Source organism: Shewanella xiamenensis (assembly GCF_014647135.1).
Taxonomy (GTDB): domain Bacteria; phylum Pseudomonadota; class Gammaproteobacteria; order Enterobacterales; family Shewanellaceae; genus Shewanella; species Shewanella xiamenensis.
This window is the reverse complement of the sequence record NZ_BMOP01000002.1, coordinates 192,000-213,845: the sequence shown is the minus strand read 5'-3', so window position 1 is coordinate 213,845 and position 21,846 is coordinate 192,000. Positions and strand designations below refer to the sequence as shown.

Annotated in this window: 23 protein-coding genes; 10 read left to right on the top strand and 13 right to left on the bottom strand. The window is 45.6% G+C overall.

Annotated features, from left to right (window positions below; genetic code table 11):
• Positions 1-82: 82 nt before the first annotated feature.
• Positions 83-526: a GatB/YqeY domain-containing protein gene (locus IEY09_RS02580; RefSeq protein WP_011717923.1), complete on the bottom strand. Its 444-nt coding sequence runs from the start codon at positions 524-526 to the stop codon at positions 83-85.
• Between the two features lie 6 nt (positions 527-532).
• Positions 533-748, bottom strand: coding sequence for a 30S ribosomal protein S21 (gene rpsU, locus IEY09_RS02575; protein ID WP_006080725.1), 216 nt, complete (start codon positions 746-748; stop codon positions 533-535).
• 214 nt (positions 749-962) lie between these two features.
• Here rpsU and tsaD point away from each other — a divergent pair, with 214 nt between their 5' ends.
• The gene (gene tsaD / locus IEY09_RS02570) at positions 963-1,979 is read left to right on the top strand and encodes a tRNA (adenosine(37)-N6)-threonylcarbamoyltransferase complex transferase subunit TsaD (RefSeq protein WP_037431043.1); all 1,017 of its coding nucleotides are present in this window, start codon (positions 963-965) and stop codon (positions 1,977-1,979) included.
• 76 nt (positions 1,980-2,055) lie between these two features.
• On the opposite strand, the gene plsY is transcribed toward tsaD, so the two are convergent.
• On the bottom strand, positions 2,056-2,667 hold the full coding sequence (gene plsY, locus IEY09_RS02565) for a glycerol-3-phosphate 1-O-acyltransferase PlsY (protein ID WP_037415454.1): 612 nt from the start codon (positions 2,665-2,667) through the stop codon (positions 2,056-2,058).
• Between the two features lie 261 nt (positions 2,668-2,928).
• On the opposite strand from plsY, the gene folB reads away from it, so the two are divergent.
• From folB to IEY09_RS02545, 4 genes are all read left to right on the top strand, one after another.
• Positions 2,929-3,279, top strand: a complete 351-nt coding sequence (gene folB, locus IEY09_RS02560) for a dihydroneopterin aldolase (RefSeq protein WP_037415457.1) — start codon at positions 2,929-2,931, stop codon at positions 3,277-3,279.
• A 48-nt stretch (positions 3,280-3,327) separates the two neighbouring features.
• Complete coding sequence (gene folK, locus IEY09_RS02555) at positions 3,328-3,831, top strand: 2-amino-4-hydroxy-6-hydroxymethyldihydropteridine diphosphokinase (RefSeq protein WP_144345794.1); 504 nt, start codon at positions 3,328-3,330, stop codon at positions 3,829-3,831.
• A gap of 18 nt (positions 3,832-3,849) precedes the next feature.
• Entirely contained in the window at positions 3,850-4,650 is an 801-nt protein-coding gene (locus IEY09_RS02550) for an undecaprenyl-diphosphate phosphatase (RefSeq protein ID WP_037415463.1), read from the top strand.
• A gap of 84 nt (positions 4,651-4,734) precedes the next feature.
• Positions 4,735-5,574, top strand: coding sequence for a putative RNA methyltransferase (locus IEY09_RS02545; RefSeq protein ID WP_037415466.1), 840 nt, complete (start codon positions 4,735-4,737; stop codon positions 5,572-5,574).
• Positions 5,575-6,185: 611 nt separating this feature from the next.
• On the opposite strand, the gene IEY09_RS02540 is transcribed toward IEY09_RS02545, so the two are convergent.
• Both IEY09_RS02540 and IEY09_RS02535 read right to left on the bottom strand, forming a co-directional pair.
• The gene (locus tag IEY09_RS02540) at positions 6,186-6,452 is read right to left on the bottom strand and encodes an Lpp/OprI family alanine-zipper lipoprotein (RefSeq protein ID WP_007650000.1); all 267 of its coding nucleotides are present in this window, start codon (positions 6,450-6,452) and stop codon (positions 6,186-6,188) included.
• Between the two features lie 235 nt (positions 6,453-6,687).
• Positions 6,688-7,938, bottom strand: a complete 1,251-nt coding sequence (locus IEY09_RS02535) for a multifunctional CCA addition/repair protein (RefSeq protein ID WP_188869714.1) — start codon at positions 7,936-7,938, stop codon at positions 6,688-6,690.
• 174 nt (positions 7,939-8,112) lie between these two features.
• Between IEY09_RS02535 and IEY09_RS02530 the strand changes: the two genes are divergently transcribed.
• Both IEY09_RS02530 and IEY09_RS02525 read left to right on the top strand, forming a co-directional pair.
• Entirely contained in the window at positions 8,113-9,780 is a 1,668-nt protein-coding gene (locus tag IEY09_RS02530) for an AAA family ATPase (protein ID WP_188869712.1), read from the top strand.
• Positions 9,780-10,892 (top strand): general secretion pathway protein GspB, encoded by a 1,113-nt coding sequence (locus IEY09_RS02525; RefSeq protein WP_047537774.1) that lies wholly within the window; start codon positions 9,780-9,782, stop codon positions 10,890-10,892. Before IEY09_RS02530 ends, IEY09_RS02525 begins: the two co-directional genes overlap by 1 nt.
• A gap of 55 nt (positions 10,893-10,947) precedes the next feature.
• Here the strand turns inward: IEY09_RS02525 and nhaD are convergent, their stop codons facing one another.
• Positions 10,948-12,195 (bottom strand): sodium:proton antiporter NhaD, encoded by a 1,248-nt coding sequence (gene nhaD / locus IEY09_RS02520; RefSeq protein ID WP_037427613.1) that lies wholly within the window; start codon positions 12,193-12,195, stop codon positions 10,948-10,950.
• A 532-nt stretch (positions 12,196-12,727) separates the two neighbouring features.
• Here nhaD and IEY09_RS02515 point away from each other — a divergent pair.
• Positions 12,728-12,925: a hypothetical protein gene (locus IEY09_RS02515; RefSeq protein ID WP_037415478.1), complete on the top strand. Its 198-nt coding sequence runs from the start codon at positions 12,728-12,730 to the stop codon at positions 12,923-12,925.
• A gap of 87 nt (positions 12,926-13,012) precedes the next feature.
• Here the strand turns inward: IEY09_RS02515 and hemL are convergent, their stop codons facing one another.
• From hemL to IEY09_RS02500, 3 genes are all read right to left on the bottom strand, one after another.
• Entirely contained in the window at positions 13,013-14,305 is a 1,293-nt protein-coding gene (gene hemL / locus IEY09_RS02510) for a glutamate-1-semialdehyde 2,1-aminomutase (protein WP_037427610.1), read from the bottom strand.
• 26 nt (positions 14,306-14,331) lie between these two features.
• Positions 14,332-15,351, bottom strand: a complete 1,020-nt coding sequence (locus IEY09_RS02505) for an aspartate carbamoyltransferase (RefSeq protein ID WP_037427609.1) — start codon at positions 15,349-15,351, stop codon at positions 14,332-14,334.
• 210 nt (positions 15,352-15,561) lie between these two features.
• Positions 15,562-17,286: a chloride channel protein gene (locus IEY09_RS02500; RefSeq protein WP_099458505.1), complete on the bottom strand. Its 1,725-nt coding sequence runs from the start codon at positions 17,284-17,286 to the stop codon at positions 15,562-15,564.
• Positions 17,287-17,360: 74 nt separating this feature from the next.
• Between IEY09_RS02500 and IEY09_RS02495 the strand changes: the two genes are divergently transcribed.
• Both IEY09_RS02495 and erpA read left to right on the top strand, forming a co-directional pair.
• On the top strand, positions 17,361-18,167 hold the full coding sequence (locus IEY09_RS02495) for a DUF6776 family protein (RefSeq protein WP_047537771.1): 807 nt from the start codon (positions 17,361-17,363) through the stop codon (positions 18,165-18,167).
• Positions 18,160-18,510: an iron-sulfur cluster insertion protein ErpA gene (gene erpA / locus IEY09_RS02490; protein ID WP_011071517.1), complete on the top strand. Its 351-nt coding sequence runs from the start codon at positions 18,160-18,162 to the stop codon at positions 18,508-18,510. The genes IEY09_RS02495 and erpA overlap by 8 nt, the downstream gene beginning before the upstream one ends.
• A gap of 104 nt (positions 18,511-18,614) precedes the next feature.
• Here the strand turns inward: erpA and IEY09_RS02485 are convergent, their stop codons facing one another.
• The 4 genes from IEY09_RS02485 to IEY09_RS02470 all read right to left on the bottom strand — a co-directional run bounded on the left by IEY09_RS02485 (position 18,615) and on the right by IEY09_RS02470 (position 21,835).
• Positions 18,615-19,070: a hypothetical protein gene (locus IEY09_RS02485; protein WP_099457685.1), complete on the bottom strand. Its 456-nt coding sequence runs from the start codon at positions 19,068-19,070 to the stop codon at positions 18,615-18,617.
• Positions 19,071-19,089: 19 nt separating this feature from the next.
• Positions 19,090-19,470 carry a DUF2750 domain-containing protein gene (locus tag IEY09_RS02480; RefSeq protein WP_037415505.1) on the bottom strand — a complete coding sequence of 127 codons (381 nt, stop codon included), beginning with the start codon at positions 19,468-19,470 and terminating at the stop codon, positions 19,090-19,092.
• Positions 19,471-19,626: 156 nt separating this feature from the next.
• Positions 19,627-20,322, bottom strand: a complete 696-nt coding sequence (gene aqpZ / locus IEY09_RS02475; protein ID WP_188869710.1) for an aquaporin Z — start codon at positions 20,320-20,322, stop codon at positions 19,627-19,629.
• Positions 20,323-20,725: 403 nt separating this feature from the next.
• Complete coding sequence (locus IEY09_RS02470) at positions 20,726-21,835, bottom strand: anhydro-N-acetylmuramic acid kinase (RefSeq protein WP_037415511.1); 1,110 nt, start codon at positions 21,833-21,835, stop codon at positions 20,726-20,728.
• Positions 21,836-21,846 lie beyond the last annotated feature (11 nt).

The following is a 21,846-nucleotide window of genomic DNA, read 5'->3' as shown; positions in this document are numbered from 1 at the left end:
GAGTGCTTAAAATCTCGCCTTGCGCGAATTTAAACAAACAAGCCGCGCATAGGCACGGCTTGTTCATACATTGAAACGCTAATTATTGCAATTTTGCACGGATCATAGCGCCGATAGCGCCCATGTCTGCACGTCCTTGAACTTTAGGTTTTAATGCTCCCATTACTTTGCCCATATCCGCCATGGAGGATGCGCCTATTTCAGCAATAGCAGCATCGATGAACGCGGCAATTTCCGCCTCAGAGAGGGGAGTGGGCAGGAAAGTTTCAATAACTTGAATCTCTTCTGCTTCTGCTGCGGCCAACTCGCTACGACCCGCTGCTTCATATTGAGCAATCGAATCGCGACGTTGTTTCACCATTTTGGTTAAGACAGCTATAACCTGCTCATCATTCAGAGTTTCGCGGGTATCCACTTCAATCTGTTTGATGGCTGCAAGTGCCATACGAATAGTGCTCAATCTCGCCTTCTCTTTGGCGATCATGGCCTGTTTCATATGGTCTTTTAGCTGATCAATTAGGCTCATAAGAGATTAGTATAAACGTACGCGACGTGCGTTTTCGCGAGAAAGCTTTTTAGCTAAACGTTTAACTGCAGCTGCTTTTGCGCGCTTACGAGCAGTAGTTGGCTTCTCGTAGAATTCACGAGCACGCACGTCGGCTAAAATACCAGCTTTTTCACAAGAGCGCTTGAAACGACGCAGAGCTACGTCGAATGGTTCGTTTTCACGTACTTTAATAATTGGCATACGCCATCACCCCTTAGGTGTAGGTTGTCTGGTTCAATGACTTGAACCAAGTGTATTTAAAATGGTGCGGAATTTTATACCGAGACCACTAGGCTTGTAAAGCCCTAATCATTTCAGCTTGGTTTGGGGGGCTGGATAACGTGATTGTCGGCTGGAGTAATTGTCATCATGCAGGTAGAATTAGCGCCCTTTAAACGTTTTGATTTGAGGCACCATGCGGGTTCTAGGTATTGAGACATCCTGTGACGAGACAGGTATTGCCGTTTATGACGATAAGCTGGGGTTACTTTCCCATGCTTTATATAGTCAGGTTAAGTTGCATGCGGATTATGGTGGCGTGGTGCCTGAACTGGCCTCCCGCGACCATGTGCGCAAAATTGTCCCGCTGATCCGCCAAGCGTTGAAAAACGCCAATACCGACATTGCCGACATCGACGGTATCGCTTATACCAAAGGCCCTGGATTAATTGGGGCTTTATTAGTGGGCGCCTGTGTTGGTCGCTCACTTGCCTTTGCGTGGAACAAACCCGCCATCGGTGTACATCATATGGAAGGGCATTTGCTGGCGCCTATGCTTGAAGAAGATGCTCCGGAGTTTCCTTTTGTTGCACTGTTGGTGTCAGGCGGTCATTCCATGTTGGTCAAAGTCGATGGTATCGGCCTTTATGAAGTCTTAGGTGAGTCGGTGGATGACGCTGCCGGTGAAGCCTTCGATAAAACGGCCAAGTTAATGGGGCTGGATTATCCTGGGGGGCCACGGCTTGCCAAACTTGCCGCCAAAGGCGAGCCTGCTGGTTATCAATTCCCGCGTCCAATGACAGATAGACCTGGGCTTGATTTTAGTTTCTCTGGCCTTAAAACCTTTACCGCCAATACCATTGCCGCTGAACCTGATGATGAGCAAACCCGCGCCAACATCGCCCGAGCATTTGAAGAAGCGGTTGTAGATACCTTAGCGATTAAATGTCGCCGCGCCTTAAAACAGACCGGTTATAACCGTTTAGTGATTGCCGGTGGCGTGAGTGCCAACACCCGCTTACGCGAAACCTTGGCTGAGATGATGACCTCTATTGGTGGTCGCGTTTATTATCCTCGTGGTGAATTTTGTACTGATAATGGCGCCATGATTGCCTTTGCTGGATTACAGCGTTTGAAGGCTGGGCAGCAGGAAGACTTAGCAGTAAAAGGTCAACCGCGATGGCCGCTCGATACCTTGCCGCCTGTTGCTTGATATTCTGCGAGTTAATCTAAATAAAAACAGTGCATTAAGCACTGTTTTTATTTATGTATGATAATGCTCAAATGGCTTAGGGCGGAGGAGGACGCTTTTTACGTGATACCTTAGATTCTTCCCCTTTGAGAAGTCGCTGAATATTCTCTTTATGGCGAATGATTATCAGGGTCGAGAGCATCGCAACTGGAATGGTAAACCTATCGTCAAGCCACCAAGTATAAAGTGGTGCAAGCAATGCGGTAATAATGGCAGCAAGTGAAGAGTAGCGGCTAATCAAGACTAAGACGACCCAGGAAGCCATCAAGCAGATGGCCAAGTCATCACCAATTGGCGCCATGGCTCCAAATGCTGTTGCAACGCCTTTGCCACCTTTAAAACCAAAAAAGATCGGATAGATATGGCCAAGACAGGCGGCGATTGCGATAAGGCCGAGGGAAATGGCGTCAATTCCCATTAAATAGGCAAGATACGTTGGTAGAGCACCCTTCAGCATGTCGAAAAATAACACCATGGCAGCCGAACTTGCGCCGCCAATGCGCAGCACATTGGTTGCTCCGGGGTTGCCCGATCCCTGCGTTCTTGGGTCGGGAAGGCCTCTTATCCTACACACTAGCACAGCACTTGAGACAGAACCGGCTAAATAGGCGGCCACAATCATCAAAAGTGTCAGTGTTAATTGACTCACATTGGTTTCCTTACACGTCTTAAGGTATTATCGCGCCACAATTTAACGGCCACTTGGCAAGCATTCAGTCATAAGCGATGGCGATTACGCAACTTATCAGGTTGCGATAGTTTCTGAACGAACAAATCCTTTTGGGCGTTATCCTACTTCGGATTGGCCCGAGTAGAAAGTAAATTAGTCGTTCAATTGAACGGTGGATTATACAGACTCTATGGCGTTTAGCTTATCAGACCTCATTGGTATGAGTGAGTAGGAATTAATATGGATAAAGTGCTTATTCGACAATTACGTATTGATACTGTGATTGGCGTCTATGAATGGGAAAAGAAAATTCACCAAAGCTTGTTTTTAGATCTGGATATGGCTTGGGATAATAAGGCCGCAGCGGTAACAGACGATTATCAATACGCGCTCTGCTATGAGACGGTATCGAATCGCCTGACTCAGCTCATTACCGAAAAGCCCATTGAGTTGATTGAGACGGTTGCCGAGCGGGTTGCCCAGTGTTTGCTGACCGAGTTTAAGGTGAGTTGGGTAAAAGTGGTGGTGATGAAGCCAGGTGCTGTCCCTTCAGCCGCTTCTGTTGGGGTTGAGATTGAGCGCTCACGTTAATTGAATCTTTAGATTCGGGTTTTCGGTTTGGACGGTTCGGACATTCGTATGGCACGTATATACATTAGTTTAGGTAGTAATATAGAACCCACTCGCTACCTTAAGGCGGGCTTGCTGTCCTTACGGGAATACTTTGGCCCGCTGCAACTCTCCTCAATGTACGAGAGTGAAGCGGTTGGATTTAATGGTACCAACTTTTTAAACATGGTGGTCTGTGCACAAACGAGTCTGAATATTGCTGAGGTAGTTGCGCAGTTTAAGCAAATCGAGCAAAATCACGGCCGGTTGGTGGGGGCCAAAAAGTTTAGTCCAAGAACCTTAGATATTGACCTATTGCTTTACGATGATGTCGTTTGTCAGACCCCAGTGGTACTGCCCCGCGCCGAAATTGTCAGTAATGCTTTTGTGCTTTGGCCTTTAGCGGAAATCGCCCCTAATTTGATTCACCCATTGCAGCTAAAAACCTATGCCGCAATGTGGGATGAATATGATAAAACGTCACAAAAGCTGTGGCCGGTGGCCTTTGAATGGCCTTTGGGACTGACTTTTTAATTGATTGATAGGATTGTCATGGATACGTTTCAGGTAATTATTTTAGCGTTAATTCAAGGATTAACAGAGTTCCTCCCCATTTCAAGTTCGGCGCACCTTATCCTACCTGCACAGCTTTTAGGCTGGGAAGATCAAGGGTTATCCTTCGATGTTGCCGTGAATACAGGTTCATTGTTTGCCGTAGTGATTTATTTTAGGCATGAACTTTGGGCTATGTTTAAGGCGTGGATTGCCAGCATGGTTAAAGGTCAGCATTCTGACGATAGCAAACTGGCATGGTGGATTATTCTTGCTACTTTACCTGCTGTATTTTTTGGTTTTATGGCCAAAGACTTTATCGAAACCCATTTACGCAATGCCGGCGTTATTGCAGTGACAACAGTGGTCTTTGGTTTGCTGCTTTGGTGGGCTGATAAGATGTCACGCCGTGATTTGACGGTTTATCAAACGGGGTGGCGCAAGGCATTATTAATTGGTTTTGCTCAGGCGCTGGCGTTAATCCCGGGGACATCTCGCTCAGGTGCGACGATGACCGCCGCGCTGATGTTAGGTCTTAGCCGCGATGCTGCTGCGCGTTTCTCGTTCTTGATGTCTGTACCTGTCAGCTTAGGCGCGGCTATTTTAGTGGGTAAAGATTTGGCTGAAAGCCCGCTTCCCATTGACTATCAAGCGCTTACACTAGGCACTGTGATTTCTTTCGCTGCGGCTTATCTGTGTATACATTATTTCTTGAAAATCATTAGCCGCATGGGTATGACGCCTTTCGTTATTTATCGTCTTGCCCTTGGTGCTGTGTTGTGTGGATTTATCTTCTTATAATGCACTCGCTCTTTTGCCAAAAAATCGGGTCAAGTACCCGATTTTTGTGTTTTTAGGCATGAATTTTCGTATTTGGAGTTGTTTATGAGCCTTCAATATCAATGTCCTACATGTAGTTTGCCACTGATGCAACATCAGGCGTCCCAAGGTTTTTATTGTGCCAATAAGCACCACTTTGATAAGAATGAAGCTGGATATTGGGTGTTCACCAAGCCTGCTCGTCAAAAGCCGACGGGGGATAGTCGTCAACAGGTCAGAGCTAAACGTTTCTTACTCGAGTCGGGGATTTTTACGCCTTTAATCGACAAAATGGGTGAGATGATTGCTGCGCATTTACAGGCTGATGATTGTTTGTTGGACTACGAGTGTGCTGAGGGCTTTTATTTACGTGCGTTATCTTCGTTGCTGTCAAGGCTGACAAATGGGATGAACGTCCACTACAGTGGCGTTTCGGATGCAGAAAATACTATTTTTGCTGCAGCTAAAGCGCAAACGCCAGCATCGCTCTATCTCAGTACATCCAAAGCGTTACCCTTTGCAGATAATTGCTTCGATTTTATTACTGTTGTCGATAAGCCGTTGAAGGGAAAAGAATGCGTCCGCGTGCTTAAAGAGCAAGGGCTTATGTTGCAGGTGATCCCAGGTGCTCGGCATTTATGGCAACTCAAGACACTCATTTATCCAGAACTCATTGAAAAATCAGTCCAAATAAATTTACCTACTGGGTTAATCGTAAAAGAGCAGCAGCGAGTGCAATTTAGTTTATCGATAACAGGTGAACAAGTTTTGGTATTGCTTGATATGACACCTTATGCGTGGCGTGCATCGGATAAAGTCAAACATCTTATTCGGACTCAAGTATTCAATAATCTAGAAATTGACTTTATTTTAGTCTTAGCACAAAAGTCTTTAATCAGATCTTAACTCGCTAAAATAAATAATCGTATTGGGTGTTTTTTAACCTATTCATAAGCTTAGGTATTCTATTTCTTGATGCTTCTGTAGGGTGAATAATGCAAGTGCATGATAATAATCGAGCTTTTATGTTGCTTTCATGTTAACCCAAGACTGCATGCCTTGAAGTTTGTATTTATTCAGCCGTCGTTCATTACAGATATAACCTTTTAACTGCTTTTGTCTCGCAAATTGCTTGAGTTTGCGCTGTTGTACTTTCATTAAAATACCCGTTAAGAGATTTAATAAAAATAACGTTTTTAGTGAGAACAGGGGAGAGGATTATGAAAAGTGAAAAATCGATTTTACGATGGATATACCAGTTTAAGAATGATTAATACTGGAAAGTCGTTTTCTTTCGATAAGAGTTTATCTTGATGTCAAGCTGAGAGTTTGGTTTGTGAAGCTAATAAGCATTAGCTAAATTTCAGTTATTCAACACAGCTTGGCTTATTACGGAATTAGCTTGTGAAAGCTGACAATCAACCATAAAAAAAAGGCTTGGATCGATGTGCTATTCGCTTTCATCTCTCTCAAGCCTTTGATCTTAACCTGATGAATTACAGGTTAATTACCTATCATTACTTCTTGTAACGAGAAGCAACGTTGTCTAGACGGTCGTTAGCGCGTTTAGCTTCTGCTTGTGCGTCCATAGCTGCTGCTTTAGCATCTTTAACGTCTGCAGACAGTTTGCTTTGCTCTGATTTCAGAGAGCCAACATCAGCTGACAATTGATCAACTTTGTTGCCCAGAGTTGCAACGCTTTCTTCCAGAGCAGTAGTGTTTGCACAACCACCTAGTAGGGCAGTCATTGCTAAACCAGCAATCATCAGTACTTTTTTGTTCATTGTAAAAAATCCCTTAAAATAGGTTGGATTTGAATGTTTCGTCACTTGGTAATCGAAACTGCCTAATTATGACATAGCTATTTTAATTTGCTACGAATATTAATGCGTTTAACCACTATAGACATATAAATTTTTTTTTAAAAGCGTTTTTTCCCGGTTATATCGTCATCTCTCATCGAAAAATGGTGTCCCATTTACTAGAAAGTGTTTATGTGTTTACAAAAAAATTACAATTTTATGGCGTCAGTTTGGCTTGTTGGTGTGGCCAGTTGAGTTTCACTTGCTCGACGTTATCAATCCGCCTCAAATTGAGCGCTTGTTTTATCTGTCCTCCCTGAAATCCTGCTGCGATGATGGCTTTTATATCCACATTATTAGCGGCTAAAAAACACGCATTAAGGTAGTCACTTTGCGGGTAGGCTTGATGCTCGAAGCCTGTGCGTCCTCGCATATCGGCGATACAAGCCAATAGGAGTTGATTTAGTCGTTCTGGTTTACGCCAAAAATCGGCTTTATCGAAGACTTTAACAATTGTCTCCGCTCTTAATTCAAATGCTTGGTGCACGTTTTGGTGCTGATCACTAACCAATAGAGCGAGGTCGCGATACTCGTTAGGGACTCGTAACCGTTCACACAGTTTTTTAATGATGGGTAATCCTTTTTGTCCATGGCCATGGTGTTTAGGCCAGTGTTCTTTGGGGCTTAATGCCTTACCCAGATCGTGCACTAAGGCTGCAAAGCGTACGGCTTTGTCTTGAGTCAGTAATGTTGCCTGTGTTAACACCATCAGAGTGTGCAGACCTGTATCTATCTCAGGGTGCCACTTTTCTGGTTGTGGGATGCCAAAAAGTGCATCAATTTCGGGGAATAGGATTTTCAATGCACCACATTGACGCAGCACTTGGAAAAAAATCTCTGTATTGGGGCCGCCGAGACTTTTATCGACTTCTTGCCAAACGCGCTCAGGCGTAAGCGCCGTTAACTCCTCGGTTTGGCTCATATGCTGCATCAAGGACATGGTTTCTTTGGCAATCTTGAAACCTAAACTATGAAAACGTGCGGCAAAGCGTGCCACTCGTAACACCCTTAAAGGATCTTCTGCAAAGGCTGTTGACACATGCCGCAGTTGCCGTGCCTGTATGTCCGCGACACCATTATAGGGATCATACAAATTGCCTTCTTCATCTTGGGCAATCGCGTTAATGGTGAGATCGCGTCTTAGCAAATCTTGCTCTAGGGTAACATCGGGACTGGCATAACAGCTAAAACCACCATAACCCAAACCCACTTTACGCTCCGTACGCGCTAACGCATATTCTTGCTGGGTTTTAGGGTGTAAAAAGACCGGGAAGTCTTTACCTACTTGGCGATAGCCCAATTGCTGCATTTGCTCAGGAGTGGCGCCGACAACCATATAATCTTTATCTTTTATTGGAAGGTTTAGCAGGCTGTCTCGTACAGCGCCGCCAACTAAGTAAATTTTCACAGGATTATTTTAGCGAGTGTGCCATAGGCATAGCTTATCATGATGATGCCATTGCAAGGCGAACTAGAGTGTAGATATTTATTAGAATGTCACATCCATGTTGCTGATGCTTTGACAATATCCTTTGGACGTTTTAACGTGGGGCGTTATTTTTAGCTTAGGATGATTGGTGGTATGTACAAGGCCTTTTATGGACTCAGTGATAACCCTTTTTCGATTGCACCCAATCCACATTATTTATTCTTGAGTGACAGACACAGAGAAGCCTTAGCCCATTTAACCTATGGGTTAGGTGAAACGGGTGGCTTTGTGTTACTAACGGGAGAGGTCGGCACAGGGAAGACAACAGTATCTCGTTGTTTGCTTGGGCAATTACCCGATCATACCGATACGGCGTTTATCTTAAATCCTTCGCTGACGGAGTTGGAATTACTCGCTACACTCTGTGATGAATTGAAGATTAGCTATGGTGAAAACCCAACCCTTAAACAGCTCACTGACCATCTGAGTCGTTTCTTACTGGCCAATCATGAGAAAGGCCGCAATACCGTTCTCATCATCGATGAGGCGCAGCATCTGCGTGCCGAAGTATTAGAGCAATTAAGGTTGCTCACCAATCTCGAGACCGATACGAAAAAACTGCTGCAAGTCATTTTGATTGGCCAACCTGAACTGCAGCTGCTACTCAAACGACAAGAACTGCGGCAATTAGCCCAGCGGATCACTGCTCGTTATCATCTATTGCCTCTTAATGAAGATGAAATCGCACTCTACGTTTTGCACCGTTTACAGGTGGCGGGTCGTTTTGAACCTTTATTTACGCGAAAAGCCATTAAGGTACTGCATAAATACAGTGGTGGTATTCCTCGTCTCATCAACTTATTGTGCGAGCGAGCCCTTATGGCTGGGTATGCTCAATCTAAGGTGCCCATTGATCACCATATGGTGAGACAAGCGGCTGCTGAAGTATTAGGGGAGGAAGAACCGCAGCAGCATAAGTATCTGTGGCCAAGTGCTATCGCCGCCGCATTGGTACTAGCTTTTGGAGTATCCTATTGGTTGTTTACGGATAAACTCGCGGTTGCCAATGTGACGACCGAGCCTGTGACCCACGCCGAACAAACAGTTGTAGCTGACAATTCTGTTCAGCAAAGCCAAACGCCAGTAAATAATACTGTACCAGCACTCACTCAAGTGCAAAATACTGTTGTAGCGGCTGATCCAAGTCTGCGGGTATTACAGGAGGCTATCAAACAAAGTCGAAGTATTGATACCGCCTTTGCAGGTCTTTTTAATGTGTGGGGTAAAGTCCCATTTAAAGGCCTCACTGCCTGTCAGTCTGCACGGGAGCAGGGGCTGTCATGTTATCAACAGCAGGGAAATTGGATGTCGATTACGCGGCTAAATTATCCTGCCGTTGTATATTTAGTTGATGATAATCAACAAGATTTTTATGGTGCTGTCATTGCAGTTGATGGTGATCAGCTATTGATGCAATTGGGCGAGCAGCAGCTTTGGGTTGATAGAGCTTGGTTCAATCAACACTTTAGCGGCACTTTTGAAATTCTCTGGCAGGCCCCAAATTTACCTATGCTGGAAATTAGCCAAAAATCGAGCCCTGGGCAATTACAGTGGCTGGAGAATGCGCTTGCCCATGTGGCTAAACGACCTTCACGCCGAGTCAGCCAATTTGATCTTAAGTTGGAGAATGATCTTAAAGCCTTTCAAAGCCAACATGGGTTGAAGGCTGACGGTATTGCAGGCAATCAAACGTTAGTGAGACTGAATTTGTACTTAAGTGATCAAGGGCCGCGCCTAACCGATAATGGAGCCCAGAGTTAATGTCCATTTTACTCGACGCGGTAACCCGTAATAAACAACAGCAAGCTTCACCTTTACCCGATGCGGTACTAACGCCGAGGGCAAGTTATCCTGCGCCACGCAAGGCTTCTTTCCCTGCTGCAAAATTGTCGCTGCTTGCCGTTGCGATTACTCTTGGTATCGGTGTGGCATGGGGCGTTGCGCATTGGCAACAGGTCAATTCAATGATGCCCTTGAAGGCTAATGATGATAATAGAAGTGATCTTCAAACGGGCACAGTGATAACTCAGCATGCTTCAAATACAGGTTCTGATAGCTTTGTCTCAACGAGTCAGGCTAACCGGACCGCATCCTTAAATGACCCAGTAAGTGCAGCCACTACGGTTGCCACGCAGGAAGATACTGTTATTCAGGGGAACGCCGCAGGATTTCGATTAGCTGGGAAGGTCGCTTTGCCCAGGGAGCAGGTATTAAATGATGTGCCTTTAAGCGCCCAAGCTTATCCGAGCGTAGATTCGTCACAGGTTGTCGCTACAAATACTTCCTCAAATGCTGATCCTAGTTATGATGACTATCTTGCGACGTCAGCGGCCTTAGATGAAACAACTCGCGCCCAGCCATCATCTGCCGAAAATGGGGAGCTGGCGCAAGAGTTTGCCGATCCTGAACCAATAATGTTGGGGGCGAATGCTAATCGTCAAGGGTTAGCAACACTTGAGGCGCTGCGTCAACAAGTTAATGCTGCGGCGACGGATGTTGGCTTGGATACGGCGCAGAGTCGTCAAGATGATGAATTGGTCGCGACCTTCCAAGATGCACTGAAAGAGGTGGAATATGTCAAAGCGGCTAAAACGCCTGTGACAGAGCCTAAGCTTGATCCTATCCCTAAAACGGAAAATGGCGATATTCCTAAATACGGGCAACTGCCAGCGGGATTACAACTACAAGTACCGGAATTTAATATTGTTGCCCATGTTTATTCCACGGATGCGAGTCAACGTTGGTTAAACGTTGACGGTGCCGAGTTACAGGAAGGCGATATGATTGGTGGTAAGTTGAAGATCATTGCCATTCGTCCGCGGGATGTCGTTTTAGACATTCAAGGAACACAGTTTAGGGTTCCGGCGATGTAAGGCATTCTCTTAAGACAAAAGGCGCCTGTTGGCGCCTTTTGTTTATCGTTTTAAATTAAGCAAAGAAGTTATATGCGAGGAATAAAGTTAAGCCATAGCCAACACAGTAGCATAGGAATAGTGCAGGTACATATTTCAAGTAGCTTACAAAAGTGAGCTCTTTTACTTTGCTCATGGCGACGATACCCGCAGCCGAACCAATCACTAACAATGAACCACCTACGCCCACACTGTAGGTTAAGCCTAACCATTCTGGAGTGTTGAGTACAGGTTCTGCTTTTAATAGGGCAGCAGTGAGTGGCACGTTATCGATAAGAGCTGAACCCATGCCTGTGACAAAGTTTGAGATATTTGGATTAAATAGGGCATAGGCCTCGGTCAGCATATCTAAGGTGCCGATTTCTTTAAGCATGCCAACTAGCAATAAAATCCCTAAGAAGAATAACAAAGTGTCATATTCAACTTGGCGGATATATTCAAGGATCTTGATTTCTTCTTTATCGCTGCGCGTTGTATGACCAATCAGGAACATGATGGACAGACCGGTTAAGAAGGTCAGTACTGGAGGGATGCCAAACAAAATGTTGAGTAACATGGTCATTAAAATCGTGCAGAAGAACACGAGGGCAATCAGTAGATCAACCGTTTGATAACTATGTTTAATTGGGGTTGTTGAGACGATACCTTCAGCTTTTAGCGAAAAGAGCGTTGCCAGTAAAACGACACTCACGGCTGATGGGATGAATAGCATTAACAGTTCGGAGATATGTACGTGACCCGCGAGGAAGATCATCAGCGTGGTGACGTCACCAGTGATCAATGCTACACCACCTGAGTTCACTGCGAAAATAATCAACACCGCCATTCTGCGACGCATCTGTTTATCGAGTTTGAAGGTGGTTAATAAGCCCAAAGAAACCAATGTAGCGGTGACGTTATCACAAAAGGCGGACAGAATTAGCGAGAATAATGCGACTTGTATCATCAATAACCGAACAGAAACCTTTTGTGGAAAGAGCTTCTGCACCATGATTTGAATCATACCTTTGGCGTTAAGATAGGCCACAAAGGTCATTGTCGACATTAAAAATAGCCACAAGGTGGCAATTTCAAGCAAGTTTTCATTGAGTTGATGAGCAACTAACTTCTCATGGCTAGGATCTCCAGCAGCCATGAATAGTGCTACCCATGAAATACAGCCAAAGAATAAGGTGGTTTTTGCTTTATTAAGGTGGGTTACTTCTTCAAAAATAATACTGAGCAATGCAAGCAGTGCCAGTATGATCAGAAAGGTATATAGCATAACTGCAATTCCAACTGCTGTTTTAATGTCGTGGCAGGCCAAAGGCGAGCTATTGAGTGGCATTATCAAGGCTTAATTAAGTTTGCCGTGTTAACGCGTGCGGATCAGAACATAATGGCGCGAATAACGCAACTGTTAGCTGTAACTCAGTTTTGCGTTGCTTTGTGATGTGTATCTCAGTTGTTTGGGTGTGTTTTTAGTTTTAAATACTGTCTTGTGGTTTTTTGTTGGTTTTTTATGTTGTTTATTTTGGGTTGGTTATTGAGTGTAAAGTAAGATCTACGATTAAAGTCTAAGCCGTTATTTTATCGATCCTGCAATTAATTTTTCTTTAGAGAGAAAATTCTGATTGAAAATTCAATGGTTCAAATTAGATGCTGGATTTGAGTTTATTACCGACAATTGTACGGAATGTGCTGAGTGAGTCACAGATATGGCCACGTCGAAATATTGACCGAACAGAAAGTGAGCGGTATCTTGTGCCTCTTTTATCGTTAGGACACTGGATGTTGTATTTTGAGGATGATGCAAAATGAACTTTGTACTCCGGAGTCTCTTACTCTTAGGCTCTTTGGTTTGGCTGATCTACAGTGGTAAACAATTACTTGCTTTGGGTATATTCCACAATCCTAGCTTAGTGATTGATCACATCACGTTAACTCTACAAGCCTTAGTCGCAGCGATTATCTTTAAGTCGGCCTTAGGTTCAAAAAAGTCCGATAGCTATTGATTGGGCTAAGATTTGCACAATATTACTTTCAAAAGCTAAGTAAGAAAAAGGGACGCTAATGCGTCCCTTGATATTTTAAGCGCTCGCTTACATTGCCGCTTTCATGCGAGCTAATACGCGATCAGCCGCTTCAAGCGTGAGGCGCAATTCTTCTTCGCCATGGGCCATCGATAGGAAGCCAGCTTCATAAGCACTCGGTGCTAAGTAAACGCCTTCATCTAACATGCCATGGTAGAAAGTGCGGAAGTGCTCAATATTGCACTTAGTCACTTGGTCGAAGCGAGTGATCTGCTCTTGCTCAGTAAAGAAGAAGCCGAACATGCCGCCAACATAGTTGATCGCCATTGGGATGCCGTGCTTATCCGCCGCCGCTTTAAAGCCTTCGGCGATGCGCTTGGTTTTAGCGCTCAGCGCTTCGTACAGACCTTCTTCACACAGAGCTTCCATTTGTGCTAGACCCGCTGACATCGCAATAGGGTTACCTGAAAGCGTGCCTGCTTGGTATACAGGGCCAGTTGGTGCGATAAACTGCATCACATCTTTACGGCCACCAAATGCACCTACAGGCATACCGCCACCGATGACTTTACCGAGTGTGGTTAAGTCTGGTGTAACGCCATAGTGACCTTGAGCGCCACTTCTTGATACACGGAAACCTGTCATCACTTCGTCGATAATCAGCAGCGCACCAAACTCATCACACAGGCTACGCAGACCTTCGAGGAAGCCTGGGATAGGTGGAATGCAGTTCATGTTGCCAGCAACGGGCTCGATAATGATACAAGAAATCTCAGTTGGATATTGCTCGAACAGCGAACGAACAGAATCCAGATCGTTATACACAGCAGTTAAGGTGTGCTTTGCGAAATCTTCAGGAATACCAGGTGAGCTGGGTTGGCCTAAGGTTAATGCACCGGAACCTGCTTTAACTAATAGACAGTCAGCGTGACCATGGTAGCAACCTTCAAATTTTAAGATCTTGTCACGATTAGTAAAACCGCGCGCTAAGCGAATTGCACTCATGGTCGCTTCAGTACCTGAGCTCACCATACGGACTTGCTCGATAGAAGGTACCATGGCGATCACTTTCTCAGCCATTTGTACTTCAAGTTCGGTCGGCGCGCCAAAAGACAGACCATTATGTACCGCAGCCAATACGGCTTCACGGATCTTCGGATGGTTGTGGCCGAGGATCATCGGGCCCCAAGAACCGACATAGTCGATATAAGCTTTACCATCGGCATCGTAAATATAAGCGCCATCAGCTTTTTCAATAAACAGGGGGGAGCCACCTACACCGTTAAATGCACGAACCGGAGAGTTAACACCGCCGGGGATGGTTTTTTTAGCCTGTTCAAATAGCGCTTCGGAACGGGTCATGTTAAGTCCTTAAAGTATGTAGCCGATTAGCGATCGGCTTTACGTGAATACCAATTAACGGGACACTCATATTTTTCGAGTTGCGAGTCAACCCCGAGTGTCAATGCAAACAGTGCCATACGAATTAACAGTCCATTGTCCGCCTGTCTGAAGATAGCGAGATTAGGATGGCTGTTTAAATCATTATCTAACTCATTAGCTTGTGCTCGCGAATCCCGTGGCAGTGGGTGCATGATCACAGTGTTAGATTTGCAATGTTGGGTGTAAATACTGCGATTCAAACGGAATTTACCGCGGTATTTGTTTGCTTCTTCCTGAGATGGGAAGCGCTCTTCTTGAATGCGGGTCAGATAAAGAATATCTGCTTTATCTAAGTGGCCTTCAAGCTGGTCTGTTATTTTGATGCTATGGCCAGCATTTTCAATGTCTGAGATCACATAATCAGGCATAGCTAATTCAGCTGGTGAAATCAGTGTGAAGCTGATGTTCTTATACATGCACAGCAAGCGCGACAATGAATGCACGGTGCGGCCAAACTTTAAATCACCGACCATAGCGATATGCATGCCATCGATACCTCGGCCAGCATGACCTAACTCTTTTTGAATGGTAAACAAATCGAGCAATGCTTGGGTTGGGTGCTCGTTCGAACCATCACCGCCATTGATTACGGGGACGCGGCTACCTTCGGCAAACTCTTTGACAGAGTATGAGTCAGGGTGGCGCATCGCAATCACATCGGAATAGGTTGAGAGTACGCGGGCGGTATCGTACAGGGATTCACCCTTAGATAAGGACGAAGAGGCCATACCAGTGGTTTCACGCACATGGCCGCCGAGTAAGTTAAAGGCACAGCCAAAACTGACGCGGGTACGGGTACTTGGCTCGAAAAACAGGTTACCTAAAATGGCGCCTTCGAGCACTTTTGTGCGCTTCTCACGAAGTGCATAGGGCATCATGCGGTGGGCGACATTAAAAATAGTTTGGATTGAATCAAGATCTAACTGGTTTACGGAGAGGATGTGGGATCCTTCGAACTGGTTCATCAGCCTGTTTTCCAATTGCTAGGGGGCGTTCAAGTGCAGATATTGCGCTCGTAGCCCTAATGTTATGTAGGGTGGCTGAGGCGCGATTGTAACAGATGCACCAAGGCAGCGAAATAGCACCCTTGCCTCTGTAATGTATTTTTACCGTGAAACAACAGGATTTTGTGAATCCAATCCACTCTTGGTTGACTGTTTAGTCTGTGATTTGGCTTAGACTTGGCCTGAGCGAATTTCTTGCTGTAGGTTCGACCAACTAATCACCCCTACCACGTTATCTGGCGTGTCTTGATAGATAAAGACTTCACCGCTGCGCTTGGGTGACAGTATTGAATAGACCTCATCTAAGGTTTTGGTATCACTTAGTCCCTGCATGGGATGGCGTGAGAGGGTGATGTTGTCATCAAAGGATTGCATCTCAAGGCTGAGCATTTCTATTAGCCCATCGGCATTACGTACTAACACAGGGCGACCTTCGGCGCGTTTTAACACCTCGAGCAGTAGCTCATCGTTGTTGTTAACGATAACGAAGCGCTTATCCATCAGGGCGCGTACGCCTTTTTTCTGTAGCGCCAGATTCACGGGGGCCACTTTATAGCCTAAGCCCATAATTTCTAACTGCTTGAAGAAGATAGAGTTAGTTTTAAAACCTTGATAGGCAATCAAAAATGCGGGAGCTGTGACAAACATCGCGGGCAGAATAATACTGGCATCGTTGGTCATTTCGAGCAGCGCGACTAATGCAGCGAGCGGCGCACTTAGGCAAACGCCCATCATGGCCGTCATGCCTATCACTGTATAGAGGCCAACGTAAGGCGCAATCGAAGGGAATAACATCGCACTGACTAAGGCTAAGATAGCACCGATCAAGGCGCCAATGCCGTAGAGCGGGCCAATCAATCCGCCCGGGATCCCAAGCCCTATAGCCGCAATCGTCGCAATAATCTTTGCGGCAAGCAGGGCGATTAACAGCAATAAACTGGGATGCTCGCTAATGGCTTCACTGATCGCTAAATCTCCAGTGCCCAGCGCCTGCGGCAAGATTAAGCCAATCAGGGTGGTGATACCGCCCGCCAGCAAAAGCCGATAAATCAGTGGCCAGTTTTGCCCCGTAGCAGTGACTTTAAGGAGCGCGTAATTGAAGAAGGCGGCGGCGCAGCCTAGTGCAATACCGCCAAGGGCTAAAATCGGATAGTGATCCAATGGAATATGGATCACCTGAATGCGGTCAAACTCATGCACATTGCCAAACACCAGCTGGCTGGAAACCGCGCCGCAAATGGCGGATAGCATAATCGGGAAGAAGTAATGCACTTTGTACTCGCGCACGATCACTTCGAGTACAAAAATCACTGCCGCTAGTGGGGCGTTAAAGGTGGCGGCAATCCCCGCGGCAATGCCGCTGGCGCACATAATCCGTACACTATTGTCGGGAAGATTAAATTTTTCGGCTAGAACACTGGCACTTACGGCGCCAAGGTGAATGGCGGGGCCTTCACGGCCCACCGAAAAATTAGTCCCTAAGGCAAACAAGGCCTGAAAAAATTGCCCTGCAGCAGATTGCAAGGGGATTTTGCCGTAATGCAATTTAACCCTATGTAATACATAGGCAATCCCCATGCGCTTGTAACGTTTAGAGCCGAGTTTGGCGACAATCCAGATCAACAAGGCGCCAAAAAGTGGCAACAATGCTCGCCAGTCGGTGATGTTACCCGTAAAATCCTGCGTCTCGATTTGGGTGTAATGGTTTGCCCACTGGAGTAAGAGTCGAAACAACAGGATCACGCAGGAGGCGAAGATGGCGAATAACAAGGCCAGTAAGCACAGCTGCGCACTGATCTTGGCTTGAGATAAATGATCACGTAGCTCGTTAGTTAAGTACTTTTTAGCTGTGCTGATAGCGTCTTGAATCGCGGCTTTATTTATCGTTAATTGCACTGCATTGGCCTGAGTTGTATTGTATCGAACTCGTTCTTGAGTTGATTGTATTTTATATAAGGGGCTGTTACCTAATGCCAAATTATCATCGTTGGCTAGACCGGCTGCAAGTCATGGATTTAAAGTATCGTCCATCGACCAAGTATTTATTGCTATTAGTTTTTGTAGCATTTTTATTGGGCGCTTGGGTGAGCTTTATTGTATTAAACAGTGATGAAGCTGTCGTGAAGCACATTGGTGGGGGTAAATTACAACGTGTTACCGCTGAACTTGAGTTGCAAACCCAGGAACTCGCTACCCGCAATTTAGAGCTATCTGTCGAACGCGAAGCCAATGCGCAAATGCAAGATATGTTTGCACAGCAGATGAAAAAACAAAAAGAGCTAGAGCACGAATTAGCCTTTTATCGCAGCATTATGTCACCAGATGACAACGCTGAAGGTGTGGCTATCCATGGCCTTGAAATGACGCCAGGGGCCTTAGTTGATGAATATAATTTCAAACTGATTTTGACTCAGCTGCAAAAACGTAAGCAGGCGATTCAAGGCCGCACCGAAATCACGCTTATTGGTGTGCAAGATGGTAAATCTGTTGAGTTAAGTGTGAACAAACTCACGGGTTCTAAGCTTGAATTTGATTTTCGCTATTTTCAGGTCATAGATACCAAAGTTACTGTGCCAGCTGGCTTTAATGTGGTGCAAGTCAAAGTGAAAGTGGTGGTGCCTTCGAGCCGCTGGACTAAAAATTCGCAGACAGAACATGTCTATAGTGTCCCTGAATTATTACAGGGTGAAAAAGAACCGCGGGTAATACTTGAACAAAATAGTCAGGTAACGGATAATTTGCCCCAGAAAACTGATGTAAGAGGTAGTAATGACTGATCAAGCTGACGCAACAATGCCAATTAAATTTACCGATGCGGCAGCCGCTAAGGTAAAAGGCTTGTTGGAAGAAGAGCAAAATCCTGCACTTAAGCTACGCGTGTATGTTACTGGCGGTGGTTGTTCTGGATTTCAGTACGGCTTTACCTTTGATGAAAAGGTCAATGAAGGCGACTTCACTGTTGAGAAACAAGGCGTCCAATTGGTCGTCGATCCCATGAGCTTACAATACCTCGTTGGCGGTGAAGTGGATTACACTTCAGGTCTCGAAGGTTCGCGTTTCTTTGTGAAGAACCCTAATGCCACAACCACCTGTGGCTGTGGTGCAAGTTTCTCTGTATAAGCTTGTGTTACAAATGTAGTTAGCTGATATAGAAAATAAAAAAGCCGTCGACAAGACGGCTTTTTTATTGGTAATGATCTACTGAGCTGCGTTGGTATAGGCCGTTAGTTCATAATATTGAGGTTTAACTTGGGCTTAAACCAAGCTTTAACGTCCTTATCGAATGCGATCCAAACCTGCAATAAAGATAAGACAATCAACACAGTAAAAATCACATAGTCAGGTAGTTTTCCCTGCCACTGGCCAAGGTGCACGGTGGTTGGTCCTGCGACGAGGTTGTCAGGATCGTATAACAGTACTGGTAGCATACTCACTAATGCTAACTGCACTAAGGTATAACCTCTTAGCATAATTAGCCCAGCCTTTTGGCGACCTATAATCCCGAGCACCATCAATAGGGTTAACAGGCAGAAAAGTACCCCTTGTTTGGCGATTAAACCGCTTACCGATGCTGCGACGTAAAGTAGCAGCAAAGCAATTAAGCGTTTAGGTAAACGGGCTTTTGCCAAGTGTGGCGTAGCCTGCGTTGCCAAAGAGGATTCTTGCTCGCTCAGCGACATTGTGGTTTGCCCTTGTGGATTAGTGGCTTTGTTTAGTGACTAAACGTTGATCTAATTCATAGGGTGGGATCACCACACCTAAGTCGTCCTGTACAGGGAATACGGCAACGAACAGATCGTCATCTTCCATGCCTGGTACCCATCGTTCATGCCATTCATCATAGGGAATCGCTAAGGTTTGGCAGTCGCTCCAATCATCGACTGCCCAAGATTCAGCCGCTTCTTCGGTTGGCCACATTGGGATACAGTCTTCATCTTCAGTGGTTAGCATCACGCAACCATCTTGATCTTGAAGCGTCCATAACACTTTATGTTGCTTGATTTGTTCAACGAGGTAGTCGTAACGCGCTTCTGGAGTCATGCCAGCGGCTTCTGCAAAGGTTTTAACAGTCTTGCTCATGAAAATATCTCTTATGCGTGAATAGGGCGAAGCCTGTCGTGCCACAAAAGTAAAAACGTGGGCACAGCAAAACTCACCAGTTGCCAAGATGGTAACATTAGAGCGGGGTTTGAAAAAGCACAACAGCGCAGCCAAAGCGCTGTTGGCATAGAGGGATTACTTGGCAGCGTTGAAATAACGGTAGATAACGCCCGCTAAAATGGCACCAATGATCGGAGCTGCCCAAAATAGCCATAATTGTGAGACGGCCCAATCACCAACAAATAGCGCTGGGCCTGTGCTGCGGGCAGGGTTTACTGAGGTGTTAGATACAGGAATACTGATGAGGTGGATTAGGGTTAAGCATAAACCAATAGCGATCGGGGCAAAGCCTTTAGGCGCTCGTTCATCGGTTGAGCCTAAAATGACGAGTAGAAAAAATAAGGTCATTACAATTTCGCAGATCATTACCGATATCATGCTATAGCCGCCTGGAGAATGTTCACCAAAGCCATTAGAAGCAAAACCTGCCGCGAGACTAAAACCTTCTTGCCCTGAGGCGATTGCGTACAACACGCCAGCACCGACAATACCGCCCGCAACTTGGGCAATGATATAAGGCAACAGTTCCGATGCAGGAAAACGTCCGCCAGCCCAGAGCCCAAATGATACCGCTGGGTTGAGGTGGCAACCTGAGATATGACCAATCGCGAAGGCCATAGTGAGAACGGTTAAACCAAAGGCGAGTGACACTCCGAGTAAGCCTATGCCCACCTCAGGAAAAGCTGCTGCCAGTACTGCACTGCCACAGCCACCAAGTACCAGCCAGAGTGTACCCAAAAATTCTGCCGCCATTTTTTGTGACATATTCATTGATTGATTTCCTATTCAGTCGATTGATGCCGGTATGGCTTTTTGACGCCATTGCATAAACCATTGTTAATCTTGCTGGTTAAGTGTAGCTAGATAAATAACCATTCCCTTAATTGAAGTGTTGTGCCCGCAGATTGTTCGGATCTCTATAGACCATCACAACCTGGCTTTGCGTATTTACGGCTTAGTTAACAACCACTTTAGCAAGTTTGCATGACACAACTGTGATCAAGCATAGATGGGTTTTAAGTATTTAGATTAATATCAAAGACAAAGATAACTTTAATGTGAGGGGATATTGGTTGTTGGCGGTGTTTTTGAATTGGCTTTATTAAAAGTGATTTAGTCGATAGAAGAGAATCATCAGGACACAAATACTCAAGAGCATTTGTGTCCATTAATATTACTTAGCGCTAAAACGTCCACCCAAAACGGCTTCGCGGGAAGCGCCAGTGACGGCAGGTAGATTGGCTGGCAGGCCTAAGTGATGGCGCATCGCAAGCCATGCAAAGGCGATGCCTTCGGCCCATTTAGGATCGACTCCGAGTGCAGAGGTGGTATTGATATGATAATTCGGCAGTAACTCCGCTAAACGCTGCATTAGCTCGCCATTGAAAGCGCCACCACCACAGACAAATAATTCCCCTGCTTGGGCGAGTTTAAGGATGTCGCGGGCAATACTGTGACAGGTTAAATCGAGCAGTGTCGATTGAATATCTTCTTCATCTAATTGATTAAACGCCGATAATTGCTGCTCTAACCAGGCCTGATTAAATAGTTCTCGCCCAGTACTCTTTGGATAAGCAAGGGAGAAATAAGGGTGCGACAACAATTGCGCGAGTAGCTGTTGATCGGTTTTACCCGATGCTGCCCAAGTACCATTTTTGTCATAGGGTTCATTCTTTACTTGCTGAATCCAGGCATCAATTAAGGTGTTGCCCGGCCCAGTATCAAAACCTAAGACTTCATCGCTATTACCCGGCAGATAGGTGATATTGGCAATACCACCAATATTGAGGATGATGCGTTTTTTTCCGACTTGGGCAAAGGTTTGCTGGTGAAAAGCGGGCACTAATGGCGCGCCTTGGCCGCCTAAGGCGATGTCTTTGCGGCGAAAATCGGCAATCACATCTATGCCCGTTTCGGTTGCTATGGTGTTGGGATCGCCAATCTGCAGGGTAAAACCTACCTCAAGATTTGGCATATGGCGCACAGTTTGGCCATGGCTACCAATGGCTATGATGTCTTCTTTGGCTATCAGGGCTTTGGCGAGCAAGTTATTGACTGCAAGAGCAAATAATTTGCCAACACTGCGGTCTAGGCGGCCAAGGCGGTTAATTTCATCATTGCCTGGCAGACACAGGCGTTGTAATCCTTTGAGCAAATGGCTCGGGATCGCCTCGGTATGCGTTGCAATCAGCTGCGGCTGCTCGCCCGCAAAGTCGACTAGCACAGCATCGACACCATCCATACTGGTGCCTGACATCAGTCCAATATAATAAGCCTTGTTCATTTGATGGGATC